The sequence below is a fragment of the Candidatus Eremiobacteraceae bacterium genome, from assembly GCA_035314825.1.
In the GTDB taxonomy this organism is placed as follows: Bacteria; Vulcanimicrobiota; Vulcanimicrobiia; order Eremiobacterales; family Eremiobacteraceae; genus JAFAHD01.
Window position 1 is genome coordinate 72,957 of sequence record DATFYX010000011.1, and the last position, 23,561, is coordinate 96,517.

The following is a 23,561-nucleotide window of genomic DNA, read 5'->3' on the forward strand; positions in this document are numbered from 1 at the left end:
GGGGCGAACCCTTCTGCCTCATGGAACTCGGCAAGCCGGTACGCGTCCTCAAAGGGATCGATCTGGGGTCAGGCGGCAAAGTCGAGCCGGGCGCGATCGGCATCCTCGAGAGCATGAGCAACAGCCCCTACATGCCATTTCTGGTCAAGTTCCCGAACGGGTCATTCGCCTTCGAGGACGGCGAGCTCGAAGACGTCGAACCAAACAGCTAACACGGGCACGGCGAAACACGGCGATCACGGCGAAGCACGACTGAAAAGCGGCGCAACGCGAGTCCGCGCGGTGCGCGATTTTCAGCTTCAACGAAGATATCGTGGTGGTCACCATGCGACTCTTACTCGTGGAAGACGACCCCAGTCTCTCAGATTCGTTGCGACGCGCCCTGGAGGCTCAGAAGTTCTCGGTGACGACGGCTCTCGACGGCGACGCCGGTTTGCACGAGCTGTGCGGTAACGACTATCAGCTGGCAATCCTCGACGTGCTGCTGCCCGAGCGCGACGGCTTCTCCGTCTGCAGCGAAGCGCGCAAGCAAGGCGTCACCACGCCGATCCTCATGCTGACCGCGCGCGACGCCGCCGGCGATCGCGTGGCCGGACTCAACAGCGGGGCCGACGACTACTTGCCCAAGCCGTTCGCGTTCCCCGAGTTGCTCGCGCGCGTGCACGCGTTGCTGCGCCGGCCGATCTTGCAGCTGCGGCCGCGCGTGGTCACGGTCGGCGATCTCTCGATCGACGTGCTGCGCCCCCAAGCCGCGCTTCGCGGCCACGTCATCCGGCTGACCAAGACCGAGCACCGGCTGCTGCTCTACCTGACGGAGAACGCGGGCATCGTGCTGGCCAAAGGCGCCATCTTGGACCGGCTGTGGGGCGCCGAGCACGAGGGCAACAGCAACATCCTCGAGGTCTACGTCAAGATGCTGCGACGTAAGCTCGATGCGGCGGGTGGCGGCGCGCCGATACGGACCGTGCGCGGCGTCGGATATACGATCGACAAACCGTGATCGGGCGGCCCGGCTAGGGAGCCGCCCCGGCCAGCGCTAACCTGCTGATATGCTGGACAAGGCTATCCGCTACGACACGATCATCGCGGTCAGCGCGCTGCTCATCAGCGCCCTCACGTCAGCCGCAGTCGTCTATCAGACGCATGTCATCTCCGCGCAATTCTCCGCCACCGTGTGGCCGTATCTATCATTTGCGGTGACGCGCGACACATCCCATCTCGTCGTCGAGCTTCGAAATGACGGCATCGGGCCTGCGCTGATCCGTTCCGTCGGTATCACGCTGGACGGCAAGCGCGTTCCGTCGCTCAACACGATCGTGGATCCAATCGTCGCGGAGGCGACACGATCGCATAAGGATCACGAGACGCGTTCGACGGTGTCCTCGCTTGAGACCGGCACCGTCGTCCCGGCAAACGAGCACGTCACGCTGGTCCAAGTCGAAGGTGCCCAAGCGACGCAGCTCTTGCTCGCCGCTGCATCCCGCGTCAACATGTCGATCTGCTATTGTTCGCTGCTCGGCCGTTGCTGGACCAAGCAGTTCGATGACCGAACCGGTCAACCGCACGATACGGCGTCGTGCCGCGAAGCGGAGTGAACACCATGGACCCACTTGAGAACTTCAAGTTCCGCGTGATGTGGGATGGACGGTACGTCGCCGGCGTGAGCAAGGTGAGCGCGCTGCTCCGCATGACCGAGGTCGTCGGGCACAGGGAAGGCGGCGACCAAGGCGTGACGCGCGAACTGCCTGGCCGGACCAAGTACGAGCCGATCACCCTCGAGCGCGGCATCACGAGCGACACCGCGTTCGAACAATGGGCGAATCTGGTGAATGGCCCAGGCGGCGCGGCCGCTGGCGGTTTTCGCAAAGACATCATCTTGGATCTTTTCAACGAGTCAGGGCAGCGAGTGCTCTCCTATAAGATCTATCGCTGTTGGGTGTCTGAATTCCAGGCTCTGCCCGATCTTGATGCGGACGCTAACGCGGTTGCGATCGAGCATATCAAGCTTGAGAACGAGGGCTGGGAGCGGGATACGCAAGTCGTCTGGCCGGTCGAATAAATTTGACCGCTCGAAGTCAAAAGAGAAGAGCGGTCGAGTGAACTCGACCGCTCCATCTGTGGTGCGCGCTCTTGAACGCGTTCGCCCTTATTGGCGGGCTGGCGGTCCCTGGCGCTGTCCGACGACGCGGCCGATCGTCGGCGACGGATTCTGGTTAGCCATCAAGGCTGGGCCATAGCCCCAGACGCCATTGAAGCTCTGACCGTCATTGTTGAACCAGAACGAGAACCAGCCGGTCTGTGACTTGCTCGTCCAGGTGTAGCGGACCTTATTCTTATCTTCCGTGCGCCACTTGCCGTTGAGCGTGAGGCCGCTGACCTGGCAGATGGACGTCACGCCAGACTCCGTGCAGGTCATCGGGCCCTGGAACAGGCTGGGACCGGTCGCGACGGTCATATTCCACGTACCGGCCGAGGTGATCTTGACCGGCGGCAGGATCTTGTTGCCGACGAAACTGCCATTCTCTTTGGCGCCGTTGTAGCCCCACGAGCCGTTGAAGCTGTGACCGTTGGGAGTAACGTAGACCGTGGCCCAACCCGCGCCGGAATTCGGACCGGTGGCGATCTTCCACTTGACGTTCAACTTCTCATCGGATACGAACATGCCGTTGAACGCACCGCCGTTGGCGGCGTTCGTGCCGACGACCGTGTTGCCCGATTGGGTCAGGGTGATCGTGGCGGTCGAGCTGCCGTTCTTACCGGTCTGCTCGACGGTCCATTGGCCGGATATATTCGGGGGCGCTGCGAGCGCTGCGGCAGTCGAAAGCGCGGCAATCGCCAGCACCATAAATGTTGAAAGTGCGAAACGTTTCACTAGTTGGTCTCCTTAATTTCCATGGGGTGTAAGACGTACCTTAGGATACTCGGCTTCGCTGAAAGCGGCGTTCTCCCTGGGTTTTCCCAGCCCTTACCTGCTCTTCGTATGTCGCATTAGTGGTGATGCTTGAACGCTTTGGCGTCGAAATACCAGTCCGGAACGCTAGCCGGGAACCCGTAATCCGAGAACGTGTATTCGTAGTGTCCGCTGTCCCCGAAGGGGCCGACGTGGACCTCGCCGTCGCCCACAGCGTGCGCGATCAGCCAATAGTCGCCGACCTTTTGGAACTCGACGTAGCCGTCAAGCGTTCCATTGCCCGGTCCCTTGGAACCCGAGGCGTGCAAGTGGCCGCGCCATACGTCAAAAGTCGTAGTGTCGACCCAAAGATCTTTCCACGGGTGGGCGCGCTCATCGCGCAGCGCGTGCATGCCCAGATGGAAGACCGGCTTTCCATCATACACTTCGATCGCGACGAGCTTGACCGAATAGTAGCGATCGCCGACCACCGGCTGCACGCTGAGCACCGGCGGCGCGGTCGCACCCGACGCGAGCGGCCCCGGCGTGCTCGTGGGGGGAGGCGTGAGCTGCGGGTCGGGCGTCGCATAGAGAAGGATGTCCGCGTCGGGCGCAGATGGGAACGGATAGCCGAAGTACGTCTCGGCGCGCCCGGCCCGGTCCTGGCTGATGTTCTGCATGAGGCCCTTGCCGTCGGCGCGGTACCACACGCGATAGTCGTCCTGTTCGCGCTGCCAGTGATGGTCGAAGATCTCATGCATCTGATAGGTGATGAACGGCGGGTGAAGGTGGGCGCGGGTCGCTTTCTCGGCGTTGATCATGATCTGATCCGCCGACAGCTCTTCTATTTCGACCGGCGTCGGCGACGCGGATGGCGCCGGCGAGGGAGCGGCAAGGGCCAGCGCGGCGGCCGCGAGGACCAGTGCGGACAGGCAGGCGGATGCGATGTATCGTCTCACGATGATATGTTCGCTTTCGACGCAAATGATAGGAGCGCATGCAGCGTTTCGAACCGACCTCCGAGCAGCTGGCCGTCATCCGGCACCGCGGCAGCCATGCGCTGGTGTTCGCCGGCCCGGGCACGGGCAAGACCGAGACGCTTGCCCGCCGCTTCGCCGCGCTCGTCGTGGACGACGGCGTCGACCCCGGCGACATCCTGGTGCTGACGTTCTCGCGCCGCGCCGCCGCGCAGATGCTCGAGCGCATCGTGCAGCGCCTGCGCGAGCGCACGGGCGAGGAGCTGGCCGTCAGCGAGCTGTTCGTGCGTACGTTTCACAGCTTCTGCGCTCGCTTGCTCGATGGAGACGGGCCGCGCTTTCGCGAGCGCAACCTGCTCACGCCGATCAAAGAGCGGCTCTTATGGAAGCGCGTCGCCGGCCGGGTACCGCTGCGTTCGTTCGACGCCGAGGTGCGCGAGAGTCCTGCCTTCGCTTCTGACGCGCTCAACCTCATCGCGCAGCTCAAAGGCCAGGGGCTGACGCCATCTGATGTCGAGTCGATCGCGCGCCGCGACGGCCGCTTGATCGACATCGCGGCGTTGTACCGCGAATTGGATGCCGAGCGCACGCGCTTGGGGCTTTCGGATTTTCGCGATCTCGTCAAAGACGCGCTCGACGCGCTGGCGCTGCCGGACAGCCCGGCGTCGGCGTGGCTGCGCGCGCGCGGCGGCTTTCGCCATATCCTGGTCGACGAGTTCCAAGACAGCGACGCGCTGCAGCTGCGCCTGCTCGAGATCTTGGCGGGGCCGACGCGCGACCAGCGCTCGCCCGTACCGGAGATCTGTTTCGTCGGCGACTTCAACCAGTCGATCTATCGGTTTCGGGGCGCCACGCCGAGCAACATCGAGACGGTGCGCGCCACGTTCGCCTGCGAGGAGCTGAAGCTGTCGCTCAACCGGCGCTCCGCGCAGGCAATCTTGGATGTCGCGAACGCGACGCCGGGTCTGAAGCCTGAGTCGCTGACGCGCGCCGAGGACGAGTCGCGACCCGGCAGCGTGACGCTGCTTCGCGCGCCGATGCCGGATGATGAGATGACGCTGGTGTGCGACGAGATCGAACGCCGCATGCGCGCGGGCACGCCGCCGAACGAGATCGCGGTGCTGCTGCGCGTCAGCGAGCCGTACCAAAGCCTCATCGTCGGCCAGCTCGATGCGCGCGGCATCCCCGTGGCGGCGCGCCCATCGGCAGGCTTTTTGGAAGATCCGGTCATCGCGGCGGTGCTGAGCGCGATCCGCGTGAGCCAGCATCTGGACGATTTCGACCAGTGGACGCGCTTGCTGACCAACCCGCTCATCGGTTTCCGGGCCGTGACCGTGCGCCTCGCCTTCGACGCGGCGCGGCGAGCGCACGTGAAGAACGCGTTTGTCGCGCTGCGCAACAATCCGCCTGCGGGGCGCGTGACGTTCGAGGATTTCTTGCGGCATTGGCGCGCCGTCGAGGGCGCCGCGCGCGCCAAAGACGCTGATGCTGCGACGCTCGTCGCGACCATCGCGCGCGAGTTCGACCTGCTGTGGCCGGTACGGACGGGCGAGATGCCGCCGCCCGGTTGGGATGCCCGATCTTCACCTGCGCGTTTGGGGTCGTTGGTCGACGCGGCGCGCGACATGCAGATGATGTCGTTCGCACTGCGCGACGGCTGCATCCCTCCGATGCAGTTCGTCGAGAGCATCGAAGAGATCGCCGGGCTGCTGTCGGACCCGACGCAGACGCCGCCGGTCGACAGTGCGGGCGTACGCGTCATGTCGATCCACGCGGCTAAGGGACTTGAGTTCGACGAGGTCATCGTGCCGCAAGCGGTCGACGGCGTGTTGCCGCAGCGCGCGCGCGGCCATGCGCTGCTCTCGGCCGCATCGCTGCGCGCGCTTCACGCCACGGCGCCGACGTCCGTGTCATCTCCCGAGGAAGCGTACCAGGAAGAGTGCTCGTTGTGGTACGTCGCGCTGACGCGCGCGCGGACGAACGTGCTGGTCACCGCGGCGGAAGCCGACGCCGACGACATCGAACTGCCGCTTTCGCCGTTCGCACACGCGATCGCGCAGGGTGCGGCCGAGCGGATCGAAGGTCGCGCTCTTCGCGAGCATGGCGCGACAAGCGACGGCGGCTTTGAAAAGTCCACCGCCACGAAGATCAAGCACGTGCTTGACCACCTCTCACCGACCGGGGTCGGAACCTTCTTGACCTGCCCGCGGCGCTTCTTCTATCAGGAGGTGCTGCGCTTGTCATCGGACAGCGATGAGGAGGGTACGCTGCTCGGACGGCTGCTTCACCGCAGCCTCGCGGCCTTCCACGCGCACGAGCGCGTCTTCGACTCAAGCGAGGATCTTGAAGCTCGCTCCCATCATTGGCGAGCGATTCTGCTACAGCTGGCAGAGACGTCGGCGCGCGACATCGCCGCCGAGGCCGGCATTGCGCTGGATTCCGGATTCATGCGCTATCAGCTTGCCATCGCTCGCCAATACGTCGCTGACTATGTGCGCCTGCTGGCTCGCCAGTCCGCTTCGGCTCCGTTCGAGGTGCTGGCCTGCGAGCAGCGCCTCGAAGCGAGCATCGACGGCGTTCGGTTCACCGGCCAGGCCGATCGCATCGATCGTCTGGCCGACGGCACGCTCGCGATCCGCGACTACAAGAGCGGGAGAATCATCGGCCGCCTTGCGTTAGCCGTGCGCCAGTCGCTCGCAAAGATCTGGGCCGGCGAACAAGTCGCAGGCGACGCGCCCGATGGGCTCAATCTGCAACTGCTGCTGTATATCCCTGGGGCGCAACGCCTGTATCAGGCGCAGGTCTCGTTGGTCGAGTTCATCTACTTCCGCGGCGAGGGCGATGGCGAAGGGCTTGTGACCGACACGATTCGGATCGTCGATGTGCCCCTTGCAGGCGACCAGAACGCCTTCCTCACTGACGCCGAGGTGAGTGCCGCGCAGCGCGAGCTCGCCGTGGGCGCGGCCGCGGCGTGCGCCGATGGCCGGCTCTGGGAATTCGCGACCGCGCGCGACCCGAGCACGTGCCGCTTTTGCGGCTACACGCAGACCTGCCCGGGTCCGGGGAACGTGGCGTCGTGAGCCAGGTCTCTCGCGAGCAGCAGCGCGTGCTCGAGCATCCGCTCGACGCGCCGGCGATCGTCGACGCGGGCGCGGGCACCGGCAAGACGCACACGATCGTCAACCGCGTGGCATATCTGCACGAACACGGGCTGTGCGCGGCCAAGAACATCCTCTTACTGACGTTCGCGCGCAAGGCGGCGGCCGAGCTGCGGCGACGCACACTGGAGCGGCTTGGCCCGGCGGTCGAGCCGCCGCACTGCTCGACGTTCCACGCCTTCGCGTCGAGCGTGTTGATGGAGCACGCCTACGATCTTGGCGTGTCGCCCGACAGCACGGTGATCGAAGACGTCGATGCGCGGCTCGAATTCCGCGAGGCGATGGACGACGTCATCTACGGCGACAATGTGGATGCCGCTGCGCTGCCCTTGCGCTCAGCGCGCCGCGACGAGCTCCGTGCCGGGCTGTTCGCCATCGCGCAGTGGCTCAAGGAGCGCGACTTCGACATCGAGGGGTTCGAGCGACGCGCGTTGCGCGAGGCCGACTTGATCGCGGAGATCCCCTATCGTTCGATCCGCAAACGCACCAAAGGGGGAGCGGTCTCAAAAACGGTCGAGGCCAGTACGACAGATGATGATCTGGTGCGTGAGTCGGAGGAGGCGCGCGCGCGCGTTCGCGCGGTCGGGGCGATCGTGCGGCGTTACGACGAACGGCTGCAACGCCGCTTTGCGCTGACGTACGCGGACCTGCTGCGGTTGGCGCGGCGCGGCATCGCAGACGAGCCGAGGCTGCGCGATGAGCTGCGCGGGCGCTTCTTGCACTGCATCGTCGACGAGTTCCAGGACACCAACGACGCGCAGTGGCGCTTCCTGAAGACGCTCTTCGGCGATGGCCTCGAACGGGTGACGGTGGTCGGCGATCCTCGCCAGAGCATTTTCAGTTTCATCGGCGCGACGCCCGAGAATATCACGAAGTTCGCCGGCATCGAAGGCAGCCGGCGCTACGCGCTATCGGAGAACAGGCGCTCTCAACAAGAGATCCTCGACCTCGCCCACGCTGTGATCGCGCGACAAACCCCCGATGAGGCGCCGTTGCGAGCGCACCGGGGCGCGGCGGGTCGTCCGAACGTCCACGTTGCCAGCCGCTGGGCCACCGACAAAATGCCCCGGCCAAACGCGGACGCGAACCGGCGCGCCCAGGCGACGGCCGTCGCGCGGCGGATCGCCGCGATGTTGGCGCGCGGCGGCGTCAAGCCGGACGACATCGCCATCCTCACGCGCAACAAGACGCAGATCCAGCCGTTCACCGCCGAACTCGTCGCGCACCACATCCCGTTCCGCCTGCTCGGCGGCGCGGGGTTCTACGAGACTAACGAGGTCAGGGACGCGCTTGCCTGGCTGACCGTCTTGGCGGATCCGCTCGATGGACAGGCCGTGGCACGGCTGTGCGAGTCGTCCTCGTGCGGTCTTTCCGATGCGGCGATGACCACGCTGGCGCACGATCTCGAACGCGATACTACGGCTTTCTCGCGCCGCGCGCTGGTGGAGCCGCTCCCTGACGCGCTGGACGACGACAGCCGGCGGCGGCTTTCGCGCCTGCGCGAGCTCGTGGATGCGGTCGAGCCCTACGCGGCGGCGTCGCTGCGCATAGCATTCCCGAAGATCTTCGAGCTGACGGGCGTCGTGGACGCCTACGAACGGGCTGGCGATGATCAAGCCGTAGCCAATCTGCGCAAGCTCGCGCGGCTCGCCTCGGCCTTCGTCGATCGCAATCGAGAAGCGCAAGCCCGCGATTTCGTGCGCTACATCCACGAACTGACGCGCATCGATTTCGACGACCGCGAAGCCGACCCGCCGGCGACCGACGCGGTCTCAATCATGACTATCCACGCAGCCAAGGGTCTTGAGTGGCCGATCGTGTTCGTCATCGACGTGTGGCCTCAAAATACGCAGACGCCGATGATCTGGCTCGATTCGGAGACGGGCGCGCTCGTCAGCACCGAAGGCGCAAACGGCGTGAAGACGTTCCACGCGGTCGCCGCTAAGCTGCAGCCGGATGACGAGGGCATTGCGCCGCACAAGGATGAGTTAGGGGAGAGCGCGCGCGATGCGGAGGAGCGCCGGCTTTTCTACGTCGCGCTTACGCGCGCCCGCGACGAGCTCCACGTGTTTGGCGGCAGCAAGTATAGCAAGTCCTCTCCTTTGGGCAAGCCGCACGGATTCGTCGCTGAGGTCGAATCGTGGGTGCAGGCGCGCGGATGGCCGGTCGACGAGCCGGGGACGGAGGACGGCGTCCAGCTCGGTCGAGTAAACTCGACCGCTCCAGCCGTTTCCCGAGCGCACGGTCGAATAAATCCGGCCGCTCCATTCGCCGCGGTGGCGGGCAATGCGCTGCCGCGCCTCTCGTTCTCGACGCTGCACGCGTACGAGCGCTGCCCGCGTAGCGTCACCTATGCGGCCATCCTGCATCTGCCGGATCTGCGGCGCGTCGGCCACATGCCGTCGGACGATTCGCTGCTTGAGGTGATCGCCGTAGACGGCCGCGAAGAGGGCACGCTGCTGGCGTCCGATCGCGGCCGGCTGGTCCATCGCGCGCTGGAACGCTGGGCACGCGCGCGCCTCGCGGGAGGCTCCATCGGCACGCCGGAATCGTACGTGACCGATGCGGCGTCGGAGCTCGGGCTGAGCATCGCGGTACGCGATTTCCAGCGGGCGATCGACGACGCGCGCCTGGCGACCACCACGCTCGCGGCGTGGCGCATCGAGCGTGCGGAGGCGCCGTTCGTCATGCAGTTCGGCGACGCGGTGATCGAGGGTTATATCGACCTGATCGCGCGCGATCCGACGGGCCGCCAAGCGGTGCTCGACTACAAGACCGGCGAGACGGCAATATCTGAATACGCACTGCAGCTCGGCATCTATCGCGAGGCGGCGCGGCGCGCTTACAGGATCGAGGACGCGGCGTGCGTCGTGGGCAGGTTCAGCGATGGCGCGTTCGCGCTCGAAGCGCTCGACGTGCCGTCCGCCGACGCGGTGCGCGCGCGCATCGAGACCGTCGCGGCCGGGCTGCGCGCCGGGAGCACCGAAGCCAAGCCCGGCCGCTGGTGCTTCACGTGCGCGTATCGCGCGGCGCCGTGCGATGCATACCATTGAGGCCGTCAGCGGCTCACCGTAGGACACAGCCCGCGCGGGATCCGCACGTGGAGCTCCGTGGTGTTGTTGGCGAACGAGTATTCGTCGAACCACGGTCTCATGTTCACCGAGATCTTGAAGTCGTGTTCGCCGCTGATGCCGGCCCTCGCGGGCAGGGTGAGCAGCAGCGCCTGGTTGTGGCCGGCGGCGATGGCGCCGAGCGGCGCGCCGGTCGACCACGACGGGTCGTCTTCGTCGACGACCGTCACGGCCGTGCTCTCATCGATCGGCTGGCTGTTGAGGCTGCCGACGTTGGTCACGACGAGCAAGAATTTGACGAGCGGTTCGCCGGGCACGCAGCTGGAAGCGACCACATAACCCGGACCTTCCGGCGGATTGAAGCCGATGGCGAGATCGGGCAGCACGCCGGACGTGGTGGTCGGCGGGTAGCCAAGTAGCGCCAGGACGAGAGCGGCGGTCGAATACATTCGACCGCTCCATGGGCGCGGGGGGTGGTTAGGAGTTGGCAAGGGCGACGCCCGCGCCCAGCGCCTGCAGCTTCGCGTATGCGATGTCGCGGCGCATCGGCGCCATGCCGCAATTGGTCGAGGCGATGATGCGCTCGTCCGGCAGATAGCCGCGCGCCACGTTGATGGTGGCGACGACGTCTTCGGGCGTCTCAACGCGATCGGTCGCGACGTCGATGACGCCGACCGCGATGTCCTTGCCGCTCACCGACGCGAGCACACGGGGCGGCACGTGCGAACCCGCAAGCTCGATCGATATCTCATCGATCTTGGTCTTGCAAAGCAGCGGCAGCAGCTGCTCGTACTGATCCCACGTCGATCCGAGCGACTGCTTCCATTCGATATTGGCCGCGATGCCGTAGCCGTAGCATACATGCACGGCGGTGCGGCACTGCGCGTCGCGGACCGCGGCGTCGATCGCCTCCATGCCCCAGAGTTGCGCCTCGTCTAAGTACGCATTCAGCGCCGGCTCGTCAAGCTGCACCTCGTACACCCCGACCGACTCCAGGCTCTCGATCTCCTCGCGGATGAGCTCGGCAAACGCCATCGCCAGCGCCTGCCGGTCGCGGTAGTGCGCATCGTAGACGGTGTCGACGATCGTCATCGGTCCCGGCAGGGTGACCTTGAGTCTGCGCCGCGTATGGCGGCGCGCGAACGTCGCCTCGTCAAGATGCACCGGACCCGCGCGACGCACCGGTCCCGTGACGGTCGGAAGATCGGCCAGGTAGCGGCCGGCGCGGATGGCGCGCCGCTCCATCTTGGCGAAATCGACCCCCTCGATATGCGCAAGAAAGCCGTGCACGAAGTGCTGGCGCGATTGCTCGCCGTCGGTGACGTAGGTGATTCCGGCGCGGTCCTGTTCGAACAGCGCGATGCGGGTCGCGTCGCGTTTGGCCTCGGCCAGCTCCGCTCCGTCGAGCCGCCAGTTGGGCCAGAGCTTTTCAGATTCGGCGAGCCAGTGCGGCTTGGGCAGGCTGCCGGCGATGGTCGAACGGATCTCCACGTCTTAGACGCGCGCCTTGCCGGCGGTGGCGGCGTTGGCCTCCAGATGCGCGAAATCGTCCGCCGTGGCGGGCTGCGCGCGATCGCGCCGCGCGTCGACGATGCACAAGAAGCCGAACGGCGTGTCGCCCGCATTGACGAACTGATGCAGCGTCATCGGCGCGACGTAGACGTGGTCGAGGTTGTCGAGCGTGTGGACCTCGTCGCCGACCACCGCGTAGCCCCGTCCGCGGATCACGGTCACCGAGTGGATGTGTTCGTGGCGCTCGAGGCGCGTGTGGCCGCCAGGTTCGACTTCGAAATAACGGACCTGGAATTGCGAGGGTTCGCCTTCGGTGCCTGAGATGACGTGGCGCGTGACGCCGCGGAACCCTTCACCGTCGCGTTCGCCGCTCGCCTTATAGCCTGCGATCGACACGCCTTCCCACGAGAAGTCGCCTTTTCGAAATGCGTGCTTCACGGCCGCCCCGGATAGACGATGACTTTGAGCGCGTCTTGGCCGGCCGCGACGAGCTTGTACGCCTCGGCGATGGAATCGAGACCAAAGCGGTGCGTGACGAGCGAGCGCACGGGCAGGCCGTCGGTCAGCAGCGTCAACGCCTCGCGCGTGTCGTCGGGCCCGGCTGAGTAGCTTGCGACGACGCTGACGTCCTTGAAATAGAAATCGTGCACGGGCAGAGGCCAGTATTCGGTCGCTTGCGTCGGCGTGAAGAGCACGATGGTCCCGCCGGGGGCGACGCACTGCGCGGCCGACTGCATCGCTTCGACCGAACCGGGTCCGACGATGACGATGTCCGCACCCTCGCCGTCGGTCGCCGCCGCGACTTGCTCGTGCAGCGGCGCTTGCTTGACGTCGAACGCGTGGTGCGCGCCGTGCTGGCGCGCGGCTTCGAGGCGCGAGTCAACGCGATCGGCACCCATGATCAGTTCGGCGCCGCGGAAGCGCGCGAGCGCGACGTGCAGCATGCCCATGACGCCCAGCCCGATGACCAGCACCCGGTCGCCGGCGCGCATGCGCGAGCGGCGCACCGACTTGACGACCGTGGCGAGCGGTTCGACCATGGTGGCCAGATCGTCGTCGAGCGAGTCGGGAATGCGCAGGACGTCGGCGCGCACGCTTTCGGCGGGGACAAGCGCGTATTGCGCCATCGCGCCGGGGCGAAGCCTCGTGTTGCGCCAGGTCTCGCACTGCACGTAATCCTTGCGTTTGCAGCGCCGACAGGTCATGCACGGCGCGTGGTGGTGGACGAAGACGCGCTCGCCGGGCTTGAACGGCTGGGCGCCGTTCTTCTTCGATGCTGTGCCGTTGGTGTGCGGCGCGGCGCCTGCGCCGCATGCTTCGATGACCGCCACCGGCTCGTGGCCGAGCACGAACGGCGCCTTGCGATCGTTGTACCAGCCCATCACCTCGCCCGGACAGATGCCGCACGCGGTGACGCGCACCAGCAGCTCGCCTTTGGCAGGAGGTGCGAGATCGACGTCGCGCAGGGCGATCCCGCCGCCGCGTTCGTAGACGGCAGCTTTGGTGGATGTCGGCAGCATTTGGAGGTTCGTGGCTTCGAGCTCGCCCTGCTCGATTCCACCTAGCGTGCGCGCGCTGGGACGGCCTTAATCTCCTAGGGTGTCGGATTCCCTTGATTGAAGCAGTTGCGGTTATGAGCGATCATCATAAGAAGCATGCGCACTCAGAGCTCTTCTCCTCAGCCGGAAGCCGCAAGACGCGCGCGCACACGCCGGTCGACCACCGCTCGGGCGGACCTTCTGTCCCCGTCGTCGCCGGGCCCACGCAGTGGACGGCGGTCGACCTCGTCCATGTGCGCGCCGATCGGGCGCCCTCTGCCGTTGCGGCGAGCGAGACGCTCGTCGAGCTGCTGGGCAAAGAGGTCACCGTGCAGGCAGCTGCCGTCTTCGTCTCGCGACACGAGCGCCGCGTCGCGACACTCGTGTGGTTGAGCGGACATGGCGACTACGCCAAACTACAGCATGCGTGGGATGCGCATCATCTCGAGCGCGAACATCGCGAAGCCGTGGAAAAGCGCGATCTGTCGCTGTGCCGTGTCATCGCGACGACCGGTGATGCGACGATCACCCCCGGCTCGCACACGCTGTTAGCTCTCGAGAAACTCGAGCTGTCCGGCGCGAAGGCCGCGGAAGCGCTGAACCTCATCGAACGGACGCGGCCAGCCGGATTCGTCGGCGCGGCGGTGCTCGGCGCAGATGATGGGATGCACAGCTATGTCATGCATCGCTGGGAACACAAAGAAGATTTGGCCGCCTTCCGCGGATCCGCGGCGGCTCTTGAGGCCATCGGGCCTATCGGCCAAACGGGCGACCCCAACGAGCTCTACGAAACGGTGCGCACCTTCGGTCCGGTCGATCGGACCTAGCTCCTACGAATGTTCACGCGGGTGAATCCCGACGTCACGCCACGACGATTCTTTCAGCTTGATGCCGTAGTACTCGGCAGCCTTTTGGATGTTGGCGAACGCGAGATCGCGGTCGGCGTCTGAGACGCCTTCTACTTGATCCATGCGCGCCATGGCGTCGCGCACGTGCGCCGCGTCGGTCAACGGCTCTTTGCGCTGTTTCGGGAACGCGAAAACGTTGTCGGGCAAGTCGCTTTGCTCTGTGAGCCGCCCGTGCTTCTCATGTGGTTCCCACGTGGTGTTCATGACCATGACCTCTTTCCGGTTTACGATAGCGTGGCGATCGCGCGGGATGCGATGAGAAACAGCGTGGTGAGCGAGATTCCGGACTGCAGCATCAGCAGCCCCTTCGCGCGGCGGCTTGCAGGCCGCGAGTAGTCGGGCGCCATGAACGATGTCGACGTCGCGAACGCGAGAAACAGATAGTCGCCGAAGTGGGGCTGCCAGCCAGGTGCCGCCTCTTCTGATTCCGGGAAACGGAAATCCGGGCTGCCCGCCTCGCCCGCTGCGCGCGCTTCGGGACCGGCACGGTCGAGTTCCCAATACAGCAGGGCAAAGAGCAGGATGTTCACGGTCCAGATCACGGTCGCCGACTCGAGCAACATGACGCTGCTGTAATTGTGCTTGTGGGAGATCATGTCGCCGACGAGCCTGAGCACGGCGGCGATATTCATGCCGCAGATGATCACGCCGAACGTCAGCACGACCGCCCGCTCGATGCGATGCCAGAGAACGCTCCTGGGCATGATGGTCACCACGACCATCACCGCCAAGATGAGGATCACCGCACCCCACGTGAACCATTTCGGCCCGAATTGGTAATGGCTTGGCAGCAAGTTCGCTAAAGCGAACACCACGAGAACCGCGAGAATCGCGGGCCAGCGCGGCTCTGTCCGCCCTTCGGGAATCGTCTGCGTCGTCACGGGCGAAGCGTTTCTGGCCACGCGACGGCTTGGCCTGTCGCTAAAACGTAGTAGCGCGTTTTGGAAAACGCGCTACTACATGTGGATGTTTGGTATGCTATGTACTGGAGGTTGCGGACTTGACGGCTTTCTGCACCGAGCCCACTAACGAGCGCAGCTTGAAGGCGAGGACGACCTGCACGATGCCGTAGAGCAGGAAGTAGAAGCCGAACAGATAGCCCGTCGCTTCGGTGCCCTGCACGGGCGTGCGGAACACCCACACCCCGAACGCGATCGAGATGATTCCGCCCAGGATGTACAGCCACTCGTTGTCGATGATATCGCGCAGCCGTATGCCGCCGGCGATCTGCACGATTCCCATCACGATGAACCATGCGGCCACGAAGTAGACGAAGGCCATCGTGCTGGTGACCGGCCAGAACCATATGAGAAACGCGACGACGATGCCGAGGATGCCCTCAAGCAGCAGCGCCCACCAGCGATCGCCTCCGACGCCGGTCGCCCCCGCGGTCAGCGCCAGCACGCCTACCACAAATGAATAGGCGCCAAGCACGATGACGAGCGCCATCAGCGTCGCGCCCGGCTGAATGAATGCGATGACGCCGACGACGATCGCCGCCAGTCCGCGCAACAAGAATAGCCACCAATAGCCTGTGATCGTTTGTAACATAATTGCTCCTTTTCTTAGACCGCGTCCGCTGCCACGACCGGGTCGTAGTCGTACGGGATCAAGTACGGATCCAGTTCGTTCCATTTGTCGGCGGCGACCTCGGCCTTATCGCGCCGATAGACCTTGCCGCCGATGAGCTTCATGCGCGCGTCGATCGGCGCATACGTCTCTTCGTCGACGTCGGCCATCACCGCGTGTTGGCCCTTGCGCAGCACCGTGCCCGTCTCCTGGACTGCCTGGTCCGCGGTGTCGGCTTTGGAGGCGTCGACGCCCAGTCCCACCAGCCCGCCGGTCGCGGCGCCGATCGCCGCACCGCCGGCTGCGCCGACCGCCGCGCCGGCTGGTCCGGCGAGCATCCCAAGCAGCGCGCCCGCAGCGAGGCCGATCGCGGTTCCAAGCGGCGGATCGCCGTCCGACGTCTCGACGACGACGTCGCCGTACGAGTTGCGTAGGGCGACCCCGGCCTTATGGACCGTCACTTCGCCCTCCTCATCCATCCGCCACAGGTCGTGCAGGCCGGTGTACGCGTCGTCGTGCTTGTCGAACACGACGGCTATCACGTCTCGCATGTCGCCCTCCTACTTCTTGGACGCCGGCTTGGCGGCGTGTTTGCGCGCCAAGGCGATCGCTTCGGTGATGTGTTCGAGCGCGCCGTTCGCCGCGTCGCGGATCTGCTTGGTCTTGTCCTTGAGGTTTGCTCCCCGCAGCGCGATGAGCGCCGCAAGTTGCACGGATGCCTTCTTGAGGTGCTCCTTGCGTTTGGCCTCGTGCGCGGCCGCGGCTTCTTCGACGTTCGCGCGGAGCTGTTGCGCGTTCGCCACGGCTTTTTCAAAGAGTTTTTGACGTTCGCCGCCCTGCACTTTGAGCGCCAGGACGATGCCCTTGTGGATGCCTCGCGCTTCCCCGCGCAGGTAGTCGAGATTGAGCTTCTGATGAGTCGTCATGGGACAGTACCTCCGTAACGCAAGCGTAGCAAGCGCGTGCCGCGCAGGGCTATACCGTTTCTGCTGCGAAGGCCAGCGCCCGGTCCTGTTCAGTGCCTGATACGACAGGATTCGTATAGCCGTTCGCGCCCTGAGGTTGGTGTCGTCGTGAGCATGAAACACGGAATCCGTTTTGCATCCGTCTTGCTGGTGCTGGCGCTTGCCTCGTGCGGCGCTCCTGCGCCCGCACCCGAAGGCTCGCCGTCGGTCGCGCCGGCATCTTCCGGCGACGAAGAGACGCAGATGGGTCAACAGGTCTGGGACCAGCTCAAGTCGCAGCGCGAGATCGTCAAATCATCGCCGTTGTATGACACGCTCGCGCCGATGGCCAAGGCGATCACGCGCGTCGTCCAGCCCGGCTATCCTTATCCGATACACTTCTATATCGTGCATGACTCGCAGCCGAACGCGTTCGCGACGCCCGGCGGCAACGTGTACGTCGTCGATTCGCTGTTCTATTTCGTGAAGAACAAGGAGGAGCTCGAGGGAACGCTGTGCCACGAGACCTCGCACCTGCTGCATCACGATTCGATCAAGCAGATGCAGCGCAACCAGCAGATCCGCATCCGCGAAGTGGCGGCCACCATTCTGGTGCCCAATTGGCGCACGGCGCTGGCCGCATCGGCGATCGGCGCACTCGATGAGCTGCACTATTCGCGCGGCGTCGAAGAAGCCGCCGATATCACCGGTTCGGACACGTGTGCGGCCGCCGGCTACGACCCCTGGGGATTGGTATGGCTGTTCCAAGACTTCCAGAACTCCAACATGAAATCGCCGCCCGAAGTGCTCTCCGACCATCCGGACAACACCGATCGGGTGAACGCGCTCGAACAGCATTTCAAACAGGAACCCGGCACGTTCGCCAACTTCAACTCCGACCCGACCTCCGCGACGAAGCTCAAACTGCCCAAGGACGAAGCCGAGCAGTTCGTCAGGTAACGAAGCGGACCAGGCTCGAGAGCGCCGGAACGAAGTAATACGCGCCGGTGAGCGGGGTCGAAAAGCGCGTGAGCGCATCGCGCACTCCGTCAGGGATGCCGGCCATACGCTCGAGCATCCGTTGCAGGCGATACTGCTGTTTGGAAAAGCCGACGAAGACGGTCCCATGATCCGCGACGCCGCCGTACGGCGTATTGCGGCGGAAGATCTTGAGCTCTTCGCCTTCTTCTTCGAGCGTCGTGCGCGTGACGTGCGAGTCCGCCGGCATGTGGGCCTTGTCCAGTTCGATGCTGTCGGGCTTGGTGCGCCCGATGACCCGCTCTTGGGCTTCGGTGGCAAGCGCGTGCCACGCGCCGGCGTTGTGCTTCCATTGCTGGAAGAGCAAGATGCTGCCGCCGGCGCCCGGCAGGCCGTCGTCGATGAGCGCGACGCCGGGGGCGTCCTCGAGCGTCGGGTTCTCGGTGCCGTCCTGGAAACCGGTGAGATCGCGGTTATGCTGGTAGGTCCAGCCGGTCAATTCCCGTATCGGCGTTGCCACGGATCTCACGCGCTCGACGATGCTCCCGGCGACGTCGAACACGTTGTCGTATGCAGCGCCGGCGACCCAGATGAACACGTCCGCCTGCGTGGCCGGCATCGTATAGCCGTCCCGGCCGACCAGCGCGCGCTCGAATGAAGCCGCATCCGCCGGAGCGTCCACCGGCGCGGCTGCCCGCCACAGCTCGGGGCGAAACCCTGCGACCAGATTGACGCCTTCGGTCGTCTTGCGCGGGTCGTGCAACCCGGCGATGGCCGCGACTGCGTCGCTCGCGCGCGCGCCGTGAACCAGCGCGAACTCCGTAAAGCTGTGCGACGGATCGCCCAGCGAGAAGATGCCCATCTGCGGGACGCTTGTCAATGCCGTCCCGCCGCGGGAGGGGAAGTGCTGCTCATCCTTTGGACAACTAAGCTGCTGTGGGACTCGCACACATGACGGATGATGAGTTCTCCCGCTTTGACACCGTGCTCGACTACGTCGAGCAAGGCTTGGATCGCGACATCTGCCTGACCGATCTGGCGTGCTTGGTCGGACTGAGCGTCACGCATTTCTCGCATATCTTCAAGAGCGAATATGGCATGGCGCCATACCAGTACATCACGATGCGGCGCATCGAGCGAGCCAAGGAACTGCTCGCGGCGACTAGTCAGACCATCGCCTCGGTCGCGGCGCAACTCGGGTTTTCAAGCCAAAGCCACTTCAGCGAGATATTCGCCCGGCTCGTCGGCGTCACGCCTTCGACGTATCGCCGTGCTACCCGGATTGCGCCGGCTGCTCCTGCGACTCTCGCGATCTTATTTCCGTCCGCTGAAAAGAGCGTCTGGGCTAAGCCGCAGGAGGCGGAACTGAGAAAAGGCGGCGCGCTTCGAGTTTGAAGCCCGAAAGCGAGTCGTGGGTGATGACGCCGTCTTCCTTGACAGTGCGCTCTTCGTGTCGGTCGCGAACCCGCGCGAGCTTGCGCTTCGGATCGACGAGGAATATCACCTCAGTGCCGGCCGCGAGATACACCCGCGTCTTCTCCTCGACGTCGGCGCGGCGGTCGCGGGGGGAAAGCACTTCTACAACGGCGTCGGGCGCGACCTTAGGCTCATCGGTGACCTGTTGCGTTTCGAAAGGCAGCCGCGCATACGAAAGGTAGGCGACGTCCGGCACGAGCGGGCGGCGCTGTTCGCCGGGCGGCTGCACCCGGAAACGCCATTCCGTGCCCACGATTCCGAGGCCGCCCTTTGATGCCCACTCGTCGAGCGCGGTGTAGAAGCGTCCCTGCGCGATCGCGTGTTGACGCTTCGGGCTCACCTTTTGGAGAACCCGGCCGTTGACCCATTCGAGCGCCGGCTTGGCCTCCGGCAACGTGATTTCTCGCGGCATGTTGATCGCACGCGAATTATATCACGTGCTAGTCCGATGCGGTCAAGCATGCACCCGCGCTCAAGAGCGCGGGACTACATTTTGGGGTGGTCTTCGGCGAGCCAGACGTCAGGCACCGGTGCGCGGCCTTCGGGCGGCACCGTGCCGTGCGGATGCGTGTCCATGTAGCGCTGTGCGACCACCGCCAAGTACTGGAAATTCTCGTACGCCAGCGGCCCAGCCGTGCGGCGCATGATAGCGATCGCCGGCGCCAGCCGATGCCAGCTGCCGACGATGATCGCGGACCAGAAGTCGCACACGATATCGGTATCCGCGAGGCCTGTCTTGGCGTAGATCGCCATGCCTTCGAAGAAGTTCGCGACGTCGATGACGGCGCGAACGAACTCATCCGGAGACGCGTCGGCCTCCAACTCCTTGCGAAATTGTGGATCGCGTAAGCGCTGGTCGAGCTCGTCCGCGACGAGCCTGCGCTGCGTCCTGAACTCCTTGTCGTCCCACATCTCTTCGAGTTTGGAGAACACCGTGATCTGGTTGCTGCCGCGCATGTGACGCAACTGCACGATGGCGGCGATGGCGGTCGCCGCGATCACGAGAAACGTTCCGAGCGAGGCTACGAGACTCCAGATCTCCACCCGCTACACCCATTCCGCGGCGGCGGGCTCGGGGATCAGCGCGTACTTGTATCCCTGGCGCCGGTCGAGTCGTTCGAAGATGTCCGAGAGATTCGAGAGCGGCACGATGGCGGACACCAGTGGGCGCACCGGTATCCGTCCGGCGATCAAGAGATCGCGCGCCTCGCGCACGTCGTCAGGCGTGAAGTGGAACGTGCCCAGACAGGTCAGCTCTTCATAATGGATGCGCGTCGCGTCCAGCGGCACTTCGGTGCCCGACGGTAAGCCCGAGAAGAACAACGTGCGCCCTCCCGGCCGGGTGAGCGCCAGCGCCTGGCGCCAGGTCTCCACCGTGCCGGCGCATTCGATCACGGCAGCGAAACGCGCCTGGGCGAGCTCGCTTTCCTGTTTGCTCGCGTCGAGCGTCTCGTGTGCGCCGAGCGAGCGCGCCAGTTCAAGCCGTTGGGGACTGCGCGCGATGACCGTTGCGCGGATGCCGGCGTGCTTGGCATACAGCAAGTGCAGCAAGCCGATCGTGCCCGCGCCGATGATGGCGACGCTGTGCGGCACGGGACGCTGCGCGTTGGCGCGGCGCAACACGTTCCAGCCGTGGACGATGCAGGACAGCGGTTCCAAGAACGCCGCCTCGATGTAGCTGAGCCCGATCGGCTTCTTGAAGACGTTGCGGCGCACGATCTTGCGCGGCAATACGATATAGTCCGCGTACGCGCCGAGCGCGATGTCATCGAGAAGATGCTCGCACAGGTTCTCCGACCCGTTGCGGCATGCATCGCACTCGCCGCACGGCGCCGTCTGCACCCACATGATGGCGTCGCCCGGCTTGAACTCTTTGACGTCGCGGCCGACGGCGATCACGTCGCCTGAGGCCTCGTGGCCGAACGGACCGAATCGCAGTTTCGGATGTCCGCGCCTATACGTCTTCAGATCCGTGCCGCAGGTCAGCGCGGCACGCACGCGCACCAGCAGCTCGCCCGGACCGGGCTGCGGGCTTGGCGCTTCGCGCCACTCCAACGTCTTGGGCGCGGTGAGCTGCGCTTGTCGCATCTACTTGACGACGCGCACCCCAGCGGCGCGTTCGTACGATTCGGACACGACGCTGTAGTCGAGCTTGCCGTTGCCTTCGGCCGAGGCTTGCAGGTAGAGCTGGCTGGCCAGCGCGGAAGCGATCATCGGCACCTGCATCTGCTTTGCTGCATCGAGCGCGGCGTTGAGATCCTTGCGCAGCAGGTCGAGCGCGAAGCCGCCTTCATGGCTGCCCTTGAACCACGTGTTGGGCAGCCATTTGTCAAGTATGTAGTTCGAGCCGGTCGCGGTGCCGATCACTTGGCGCAAGAGGTCGATATCGGCACCGGACTTCTTGGCGAAGACGAGCGCCTCGACGTCGGCCAGCATGACGACCGAGATGATGATCTGGTTGACGAGTTTGAATGTCTCGCCCATGCCCGCCGGTCCGACCAGCGTCGGGTTGCCCAGCGCGCGCAGCACCGGCTCGCACGCTTTGAAGGTCTGCTCGTCGCCGCCCGCCATGATCGTGAGCTCACCGGTTGCGGCGCGCGTCGGCCCGCCCGATACGGGCGCGTCGAGCATGCGGATGCTGCGCTCGCGCAAACGCTCGTGGAATCGGCGCGACGCGACGGGCGAGATGGTCGACATGTCGATCACATAACCGCCGCGCTCCATCCCGGCGACGACGCCGCGCTCGCCGAAGAGCGCCTCTTCCACCTGCGGGCTGTCGGGCACCATGGTGATGACGAGCTCACTGCCGGCAGCGACGTCGGCGGGGTCCTTCTCCTCGATAGCGCCTGCTTTGATAAGCCGCTCGACGCGTTCGCGCGAGCGGTGCGGGCACACGCGCAGGCTAAAGCCCGCGCGGAGCAGCGAGGCGCCCATCGGCTCGCCCATCGCGCCGGCGCCGACCAGTCCGATGTTCTTCATGCGGCTAGAATGGGCCGCGTGCTGGGCAAGCTCCTGGCGCTATTGCACCACGCGTATCTGGATCGGCGGAGATGCTTGGCCGAACGGCACACCGTCAATGGTCAGGTGCCAGGAGAACGCGTAGATACCGGCCTTAGCAGGCGTGATCACGGTGAAGACCCGAGAGAAGGTCTGACCTGGTTGGATCACCAGGGCGTTCGTGCTGCTCTTGCTTTGCAGCGGAACGGACTTGGGAGTCCAGGGGCACGAATCTCCCTGCTCGCAGACAAGAGCGACATCACGATCCCACGGGATGTCGCCTGTGTTCGAAAATTCCACCACGACGGCGATCGGCACGCCGTTGGCGGCGATCGGAGGCACGCTTTGCTTCACGAACTGCGCGTCCGGGCCGCCCGTACCGGCGCGAGCGGTGATGCCTGCGAATGCCATGACGGCGATGACGAGCGACGTTTGAAGCCAGCGGACCGAGCGCGGCTGCGGCGCTGCCTGTGGTGAGCCCATGTCCCCTAGATGCCCATAGGCACCGCGCCTTAGGCCGGACGGCCGTCACATTCCGGTCGCCCTGACGTAGGCGTTGACGGCGCCGGTGAACGTGTTCGGATCGCTTTCCGGCAGGCAAAATAGCGGGTGCGGCTCCCAGGATTGGAAGAGCACGAAATCCGGCTGCCCGCCGTCCTGGCCCTGGTAGGCCTCAAATCGCGCCACGACCTTGCCCGCCCACTGCGCATCCGACGTGTCCTGATAATCTCCGATGTAGATGATGCCGAATTTCATGCCGGCCTGTTTGGTCTGGGTCTCCAGCGATTTCGCGAGCGTCTGCCACGTCGGGTTGTTGAAGTCCAGGTCCGCGATGTAGAAGGGGAACGGCGCACCGTTGATCGTGCTGTACGTGCTATGCCATTGTCCGAGGGCGGTCACGACATCGGGCGAGTAAAAGCCCGCGGTGACCGGTTCGACGTCCCCGACGGCGGCGTTCGGAAATATCGTGTGCACGAGATGCACGTAAGCGCTGACTTCGGAGGCCACTTGCGAGACCGGCCACTGGCACGTGCCCGGCTCGGTAGCGACGCTGCCGAAGAAATATGGCTCGTCGACCTTGATGTATTGCACGTTCGCGCCGACCGCCTGGAGGCGCTGGAGGTACGAGAGCGTGACGGCCTGGACCGTCTGGCCGCCCCCCACGAAGCCTTCGACCCCCTCGCCGCACGCTGCCGTCGCCTGGAGCGCCGGCGCTTCGAGCTCGATCCCCATATGGTGGGCGTTGACGAATGCGATGGTCTGTTGCAGGTCTGACTGGCTCGCGGTGAGGACCCAATAGACGTAGATCCCCAACACCTTGGTGTGCGATTCGACGTTGGCCCACGGCGCGTTTGGCTGGAACAGCTGTGGAAAATCCGTCGACCCGTGGTTGGGCAATGGCCCGGGATAGTTCGTGGCGGACGGCGGCAACGGGTGGAACCAGATCTGCGCGGACGATACGATCGGAGCAAGCGACGCATTCGGCTGCGGGTTTGCGCTCGAGGCTCCTGCGCCACAGCCTGCTGTGCATCCGGTCGTCATC

27 protein-coding genes are annotated in these 23,561 nt (G+C 65.2%); 9 read left to right on the forward strand and 18 right to left on the reverse strand.

Features of this window, described 5'->3' with window-relative positions; genetic code table 11:
- The first annotated feature begins 20 nt into the window (after positions 1-20).
- The 4 genes from VKF82_02865 to VKF82_02880 all read left to right on the forward strand — a co-directional run bounded on the left by VKF82_02865 (position 21) and on the right by VKF82_02880 (position 2,059).
- Positions 21-212 carry a hypothetical protein gene (locus tag VKF82_02865; GenBank protein HME80998.1) on the forward strand — a complete coding sequence of 64 codons (192 nt, stop codon included), beginning with the start codon at positions 21-23 and terminating at the stop codon, positions 210-212.
- 113 nt (positions 213-325) lie between these two features.
- Positions 326-1,000, forward strand: coding sequence for a response regulator transcription factor (locus tag VKF82_02870; protein ID HME80999.1), 675 nt, complete (start codon positions 326-328; stop codon positions 998-1,000).
- A gap of 49 nt (positions 1,001-1,049) precedes the next feature.
- A complete protein-coding gene (locus tag VKF82_02875; GenBank protein ID HME81000.1) occupies positions 1,050-1,595 on the forward strand; it encodes a hypothetical protein in 546 nt (181 codons plus the stop codon).
- Positions 1,596-1,600: 5 nt separating this feature from the next.
- Complete coding sequence (locus VKF82_02880) at positions 1,601-2,059, forward strand: phage tail protein (protein ID HME81001.1); 459 nt, start codon at positions 1,601-1,603, stop codon at positions 2,057-2,059.
- 87 nt (positions 2,060-2,146) lie between these two features.
- On the opposite strand, the gene VKF82_02885 is transcribed toward VKF82_02880, so the two are convergent.
- Positions 2,147-2,872, reverse strand: a complete 726-nt coding sequence (locus VKF82_02885; GenBank protein ID HME81002.1) for a hypothetical protein — start codon at positions 2,870-2,872, stop codon at positions 2,147-2,149.
- Between the two features lie 116 nt (positions 2,873-2,988).
- Positions 2,989-3,849, reverse strand: a complete 861-nt coding sequence (locus tag VKF82_02890; GenBank protein ID HME81003.1) for a hypothetical protein — start codon at positions 3,847-3,849, stop codon at positions 2,989-2,991.
- A 38-nt stretch (positions 3,850-3,887) separates the two neighbouring features.
- On the opposite strand from VKF82_02890, the gene VKF82_02895 reads away from it, so the two are divergent.
- Positions 3,888-6,947 (forward strand): UvrD-helicase domain-containing protein, encoded by a 3,060-nt coding sequence (locus VKF82_02895; GenBank protein HME81004.1) that lies wholly within the window; start codon positions 3,888-3,890, stop codon positions 6,945-6,947.
- Complete coding sequence (locus VKF82_02900; protein HME81005.1) at positions 6,944-10,078, forward strand: ATP-dependent DNA helicase; 3,135 nt, start codon at positions 6,944-6,946, stop codon at positions 10,076-10,078. Before VKF82_02895 ends, VKF82_02900 begins: the two co-directional genes overlap by 4 nt.
- 5 nt (positions 10,079-10,083) lie before the next feature.
- On the opposite strand, the gene VKF82_02905 is transcribed toward VKF82_02900, so the two are convergent.
- Genes VKF82_02905 through VKF82_02920 form a run of 4 tightly spaced genes read right to left on the reverse strand, consistent with a single transcriptional unit; the run spans position 10,084 to position 13,128 of the window.
- On the reverse strand, positions 10,084-10,545 hold the full coding sequence (locus VKF82_02905; protein HME81006.1) for a hypothetical protein: 462 nt from the start codon (positions 10,543-10,545) through the stop codon (positions 10,084-10,086).
- Positions 10,546-10,573: 28 nt separating this feature from the next.
- Positions 10,574-11,587, reverse strand: coding sequence for a methionine synthase (locus VKF82_02910; GenBank protein ID HME81007.1), 1,014 nt, complete (start codon positions 11,585-11,587; stop codon positions 10,574-10,576).
- A 3-nt stretch (positions 11,588-11,590) separates the two neighbouring features.
- Positions 11,591-12,046, reverse strand: coding sequence for a cupin domain-containing protein (locus VKF82_02915; protein HME81008.1), 456 nt, complete (start codon positions 12,044-12,046; stop codon positions 11,591-11,593).
- Positions 12,043-13,128, reverse strand: a complete 1,086-nt coding sequence (locus VKF82_02920; GenBank protein HME81009.1) for a zinc-binding dehydrogenase — start codon at positions 13,126-13,128, stop codon at positions 12,043-12,045. The genes VKF82_02915 and VKF82_02920 overlap by 4 nt, the downstream gene beginning before the upstream one ends.
- A 113-nt stretch (positions 13,129-13,241) precedes the next feature.
- Here VKF82_02920 and VKF82_02925 point away from each other — a divergent pair, with 113 nt between their 5' ends.
- A complete protein-coding gene (locus tag VKF82_02925) occupies positions 13,242-13,973 on the forward strand; it encodes a hypothetical protein (GenBank protein ID HME81010.1) in 732 nt (243 codons plus the stop codon).
- 3 nt (positions 13,974-13,976) lie between these two features.
- On the opposite strand, the gene VKF82_02930 is transcribed toward VKF82_02925, so the two are convergent.
- The 5 genes from VKF82_02930 to VKF82_02950 form a co-directional block, all read right to left on the reverse strand.
- Positions 13,977-14,258: a DUF6582 domain-containing protein gene (locus VKF82_02930; GenBank protein ID HME81011.1), complete on the reverse strand. Its 282-nt coding sequence runs from the start codon at positions 14,256-14,258 to the stop codon at positions 13,977-13,979.
- Positions 14,259-14,278: 20 nt separating this feature from the next.
- Positions 14,279-14,935, reverse strand: a complete 657-nt coding sequence (locus VKF82_02935) for a hypothetical protein (protein HME81012.1) — start codon at positions 14,933-14,935, stop codon at positions 14,279-14,281.
- Between the two features lie 97 nt (positions 14,936-15,032).
- Positions 15,033-15,605, reverse strand: coding sequence for an HdeD family acid-resistance protein (locus tag VKF82_02940; protein ID HME81013.1), 573 nt, complete (start codon positions 15,603-15,605; stop codon positions 15,033-15,035).
- A gap of 14 nt (positions 15,606-15,619) precedes the next feature.
- Positions 15,620-16,174, reverse strand: coding sequence for a hypothetical protein (locus tag VKF82_02945; GenBank protein HME81014.1), 555 nt, complete (start codon positions 16,172-16,174; stop codon positions 15,620-15,622).
- A gap of 9 nt (positions 16,175-16,183) precedes the next feature.
- Positions 16,184-16,549 (reverse strand): hypothetical protein, encoded by a 366-nt coding sequence (locus tag VKF82_02950; protein HME81015.1) that lies wholly within the window; start codon positions 16,547-16,549, stop codon positions 16,184-16,186.
- Positions 16,550-16,702: 153 nt separating this feature from the next.
- Here VKF82_02950 and VKF82_02955 point away from each other — a divergent pair, with 153 nt between their 5' ends.
- The gene (locus VKF82_02955) at positions 16,703-17,527 is read left to right on the forward strand and encodes a M48 family metalloprotease (GenBank protein ID HME81016.1); all 825 of its coding nucleotides are present in this window, start codon (positions 16,703-16,705) and stop codon (positions 17,525-17,527) included.
- On the opposite strand, the gene VKF82_02960 is transcribed toward VKF82_02955, so the two are convergent.
- Positions 17,520-18,425 (reverse strand): Dyp-type peroxidase, encoded by a 906-nt coding sequence (locus tag VKF82_02960; GenBank protein ID HME81017.1) that lies wholly within the window; start codon positions 18,423-18,425, stop codon positions 17,520-17,522. The genes VKF82_02955 and VKF82_02960 overlap by 8 nt on opposite strands.
- A gap of 71 nt (positions 18,426-18,496) precedes the next feature.
- On the opposite strand from VKF82_02960, the gene VKF82_02965 reads away from it, so the two are divergent.
- Positions 18,497-18,940, forward strand: coding sequence for an AraC family transcriptional regulator (locus tag VKF82_02965; protein ID HME81018.1), 444 nt, complete (start codon positions 18,497-18,499; stop codon positions 18,938-18,940).
- Here the strand turns inward: VKF82_02965 and VKF82_02970 are convergent.
- The 6 genes from VKF82_02970 to VKF82_02995 all read right to left on the reverse strand — a co-directional run.
- On the reverse strand, positions 18,891-19,433 hold the full coding sequence (locus VKF82_02970) for a Uma2 family endonuclease (protein HME81019.1): 543 nt from the start codon (positions 19,431-19,433) through the stop codon (positions 18,891-18,893). The genes VKF82_02965 and VKF82_02970 overlap by 50 nt on opposite strands.
- A gap of 74 nt (positions 19,434-19,507) precedes the next feature.
- Complete coding sequence (locus tag VKF82_02975) at positions 19,508-20,065, reverse strand: DUF4760 domain-containing protein (protein ID HME81020.1); 558 nt, start codon at positions 20,063-20,065, stop codon at positions 19,508-19,510.
- Positions 20,066-20,068: 3 nt separating this feature from the next.
- Entirely contained in the window at positions 20,069-21,109 is a 1,041-nt protein-coding gene (locus VKF82_02980; GenBank protein ID HME81021.1) for an alcohol dehydrogenase catalytic domain-containing protein, read from the reverse strand.
- Positions 21,110-22,000, reverse strand: a complete 891-nt coding sequence (locus VKF82_02985) for an NAD(P)-dependent oxidoreductase (GenBank protein ID HME81022.1) — start codon at positions 21,998-22,000, stop codon at positions 21,110-21,112. It abuts the gene before it with no gap.
- A 39-nt stretch (positions 22,001-22,039) separates the two neighbouring features.
- On the reverse strand, positions 22,040-22,501 hold the full coding sequence (locus VKF82_02990; GenBank protein ID HME81023.1) for an NBR1-Ig-like domain-containing protein: 462 nt from the start codon (positions 22,499-22,501) through the stop codon (positions 22,040-22,042).
- Positions 22,502-22,546: 45 nt separating this feature from the next.
- Positions 22,547-23,561, reverse strand: a 1,015-nt coding sequence (locus VKF82_02995; GenBank protein ID HME81024.1) for a hypothetical protein, incomplete at its 5' end; no start/stop codon positions are given.

Coding starts and splice junctions, on each gene's coding strand:
- VKF82_02980 (HME81021.1), bottom strand. CDS start 21,109: ATGCGACAAGCGCAGCTCACCGCGCCCAAGACGTTGGAGTGGCGCGAA.
- VKF82_02990 (HME81023.1), bottom strand. CDS start 22,501: ATGGGCTCACCACAGGCAGCGCCGCAGCCGCGCTCGGTCCGCTGGCTT.
- VKF82_02965 (HME81018.1), top strand. CDS start 18,497: ATGACGGATGATGAGTTCTCCCGCTTTGACACCGTGCTCGACTACGTC.
- VKF82_02905 (HME81006.1), bottom strand. CDS start 10,545: ATGTATTCGACCGCCGCTCTCGTCCTGGCGCTACTTGGCTACCCGCCG.
- VKF82_02955 (HME81016.1), top strand. CDS start 16,703: ATGAAACACGGAATCCGTTTTGCATCCGTCTTGCTGGTGCTGGCGCTT.
- VKF82_02970 (HME81019.1), bottom strand. CDS start 19,433: ATGCCGCGAGAAATCACGTTGCCGGAGGCCAAGCCGGCGCTCGAATGG.
- VKF82_02865 (HME80998.1), top strand. CDS start 21: ATGGAACTCGGCAAGCCGGTACGCGTCCTCAAAGGGATCGATCTGGGG.
- VKF82_02875 (HME81000.1), top strand. CDS start 1,050: ATGCTGGACAAGGCTATCCGCTACGACACGATCATCGCGGTCAGCGCG.
- VKF82_02930 (HME81011.1), bottom strand. CDS start 14,258: ATGAACACCACGTGGGAACCACATGAGAAGCACGGGCGGCTCACAGAG.
- VKF82_02940 (HME81013.1), bottom strand. CDS start 15,605: ATGTTACAAACGATCACAGGCTATTGGTGGCTATTCTTGTTGCGCGGA.
- VKF82_02950 (HME81015.1), bottom strand. CDS start 16,549: ATGACGACTCATCAGAAGCTCAATCTCGACTACCTGCGCGGGGAAGCG.
- VKF82_02925 (HME81010.1), top strand. CDS start 13,242: ATGAGCGATCATCATAAGAAGCATGCGCACTCAGAGCTCTTCTCCTCA.
- VKF82_02880 (HME81001.1), top strand. CDS start 1,601: ATGGACCCACTTGAGAACTTCAAGTTCCGCGTGATGTGGGATGGACGG.
- VKF82_02985 (HME81022.1), bottom strand. CDS start 22,000: ATGAAGAACATCGGACTGGTCGGCGCCGGCGCGATGGGCGAGCCGATG.
- VKF82_02920 (HME81009.1), bottom strand. CDS start 13,128: ATGCTGCCGACATCCACCAAAGCTGCCGTCTACGAACGCGGCGGCGGG.
- VKF82_02870 (HME80999.1), top strand. CDS start 326: ATGCGACTCTTACTCGTGGAAGACGACCCCAGTCTCTCAGATTCGTTG.
- VKF82_02945 (HME81014.1), bottom strand. CDS start 16,174: ATGCGAGACGTGATAGCCGTCGTGTTCGACAAGCACGACGACGCGTAC.
- VKF82_02895 (HME81004.1), top strand. CDS start 3,888: ATGCAGCGTTTCGAACCGACCTCCGAGCAGCTGGCCGTCATCCGGCAC.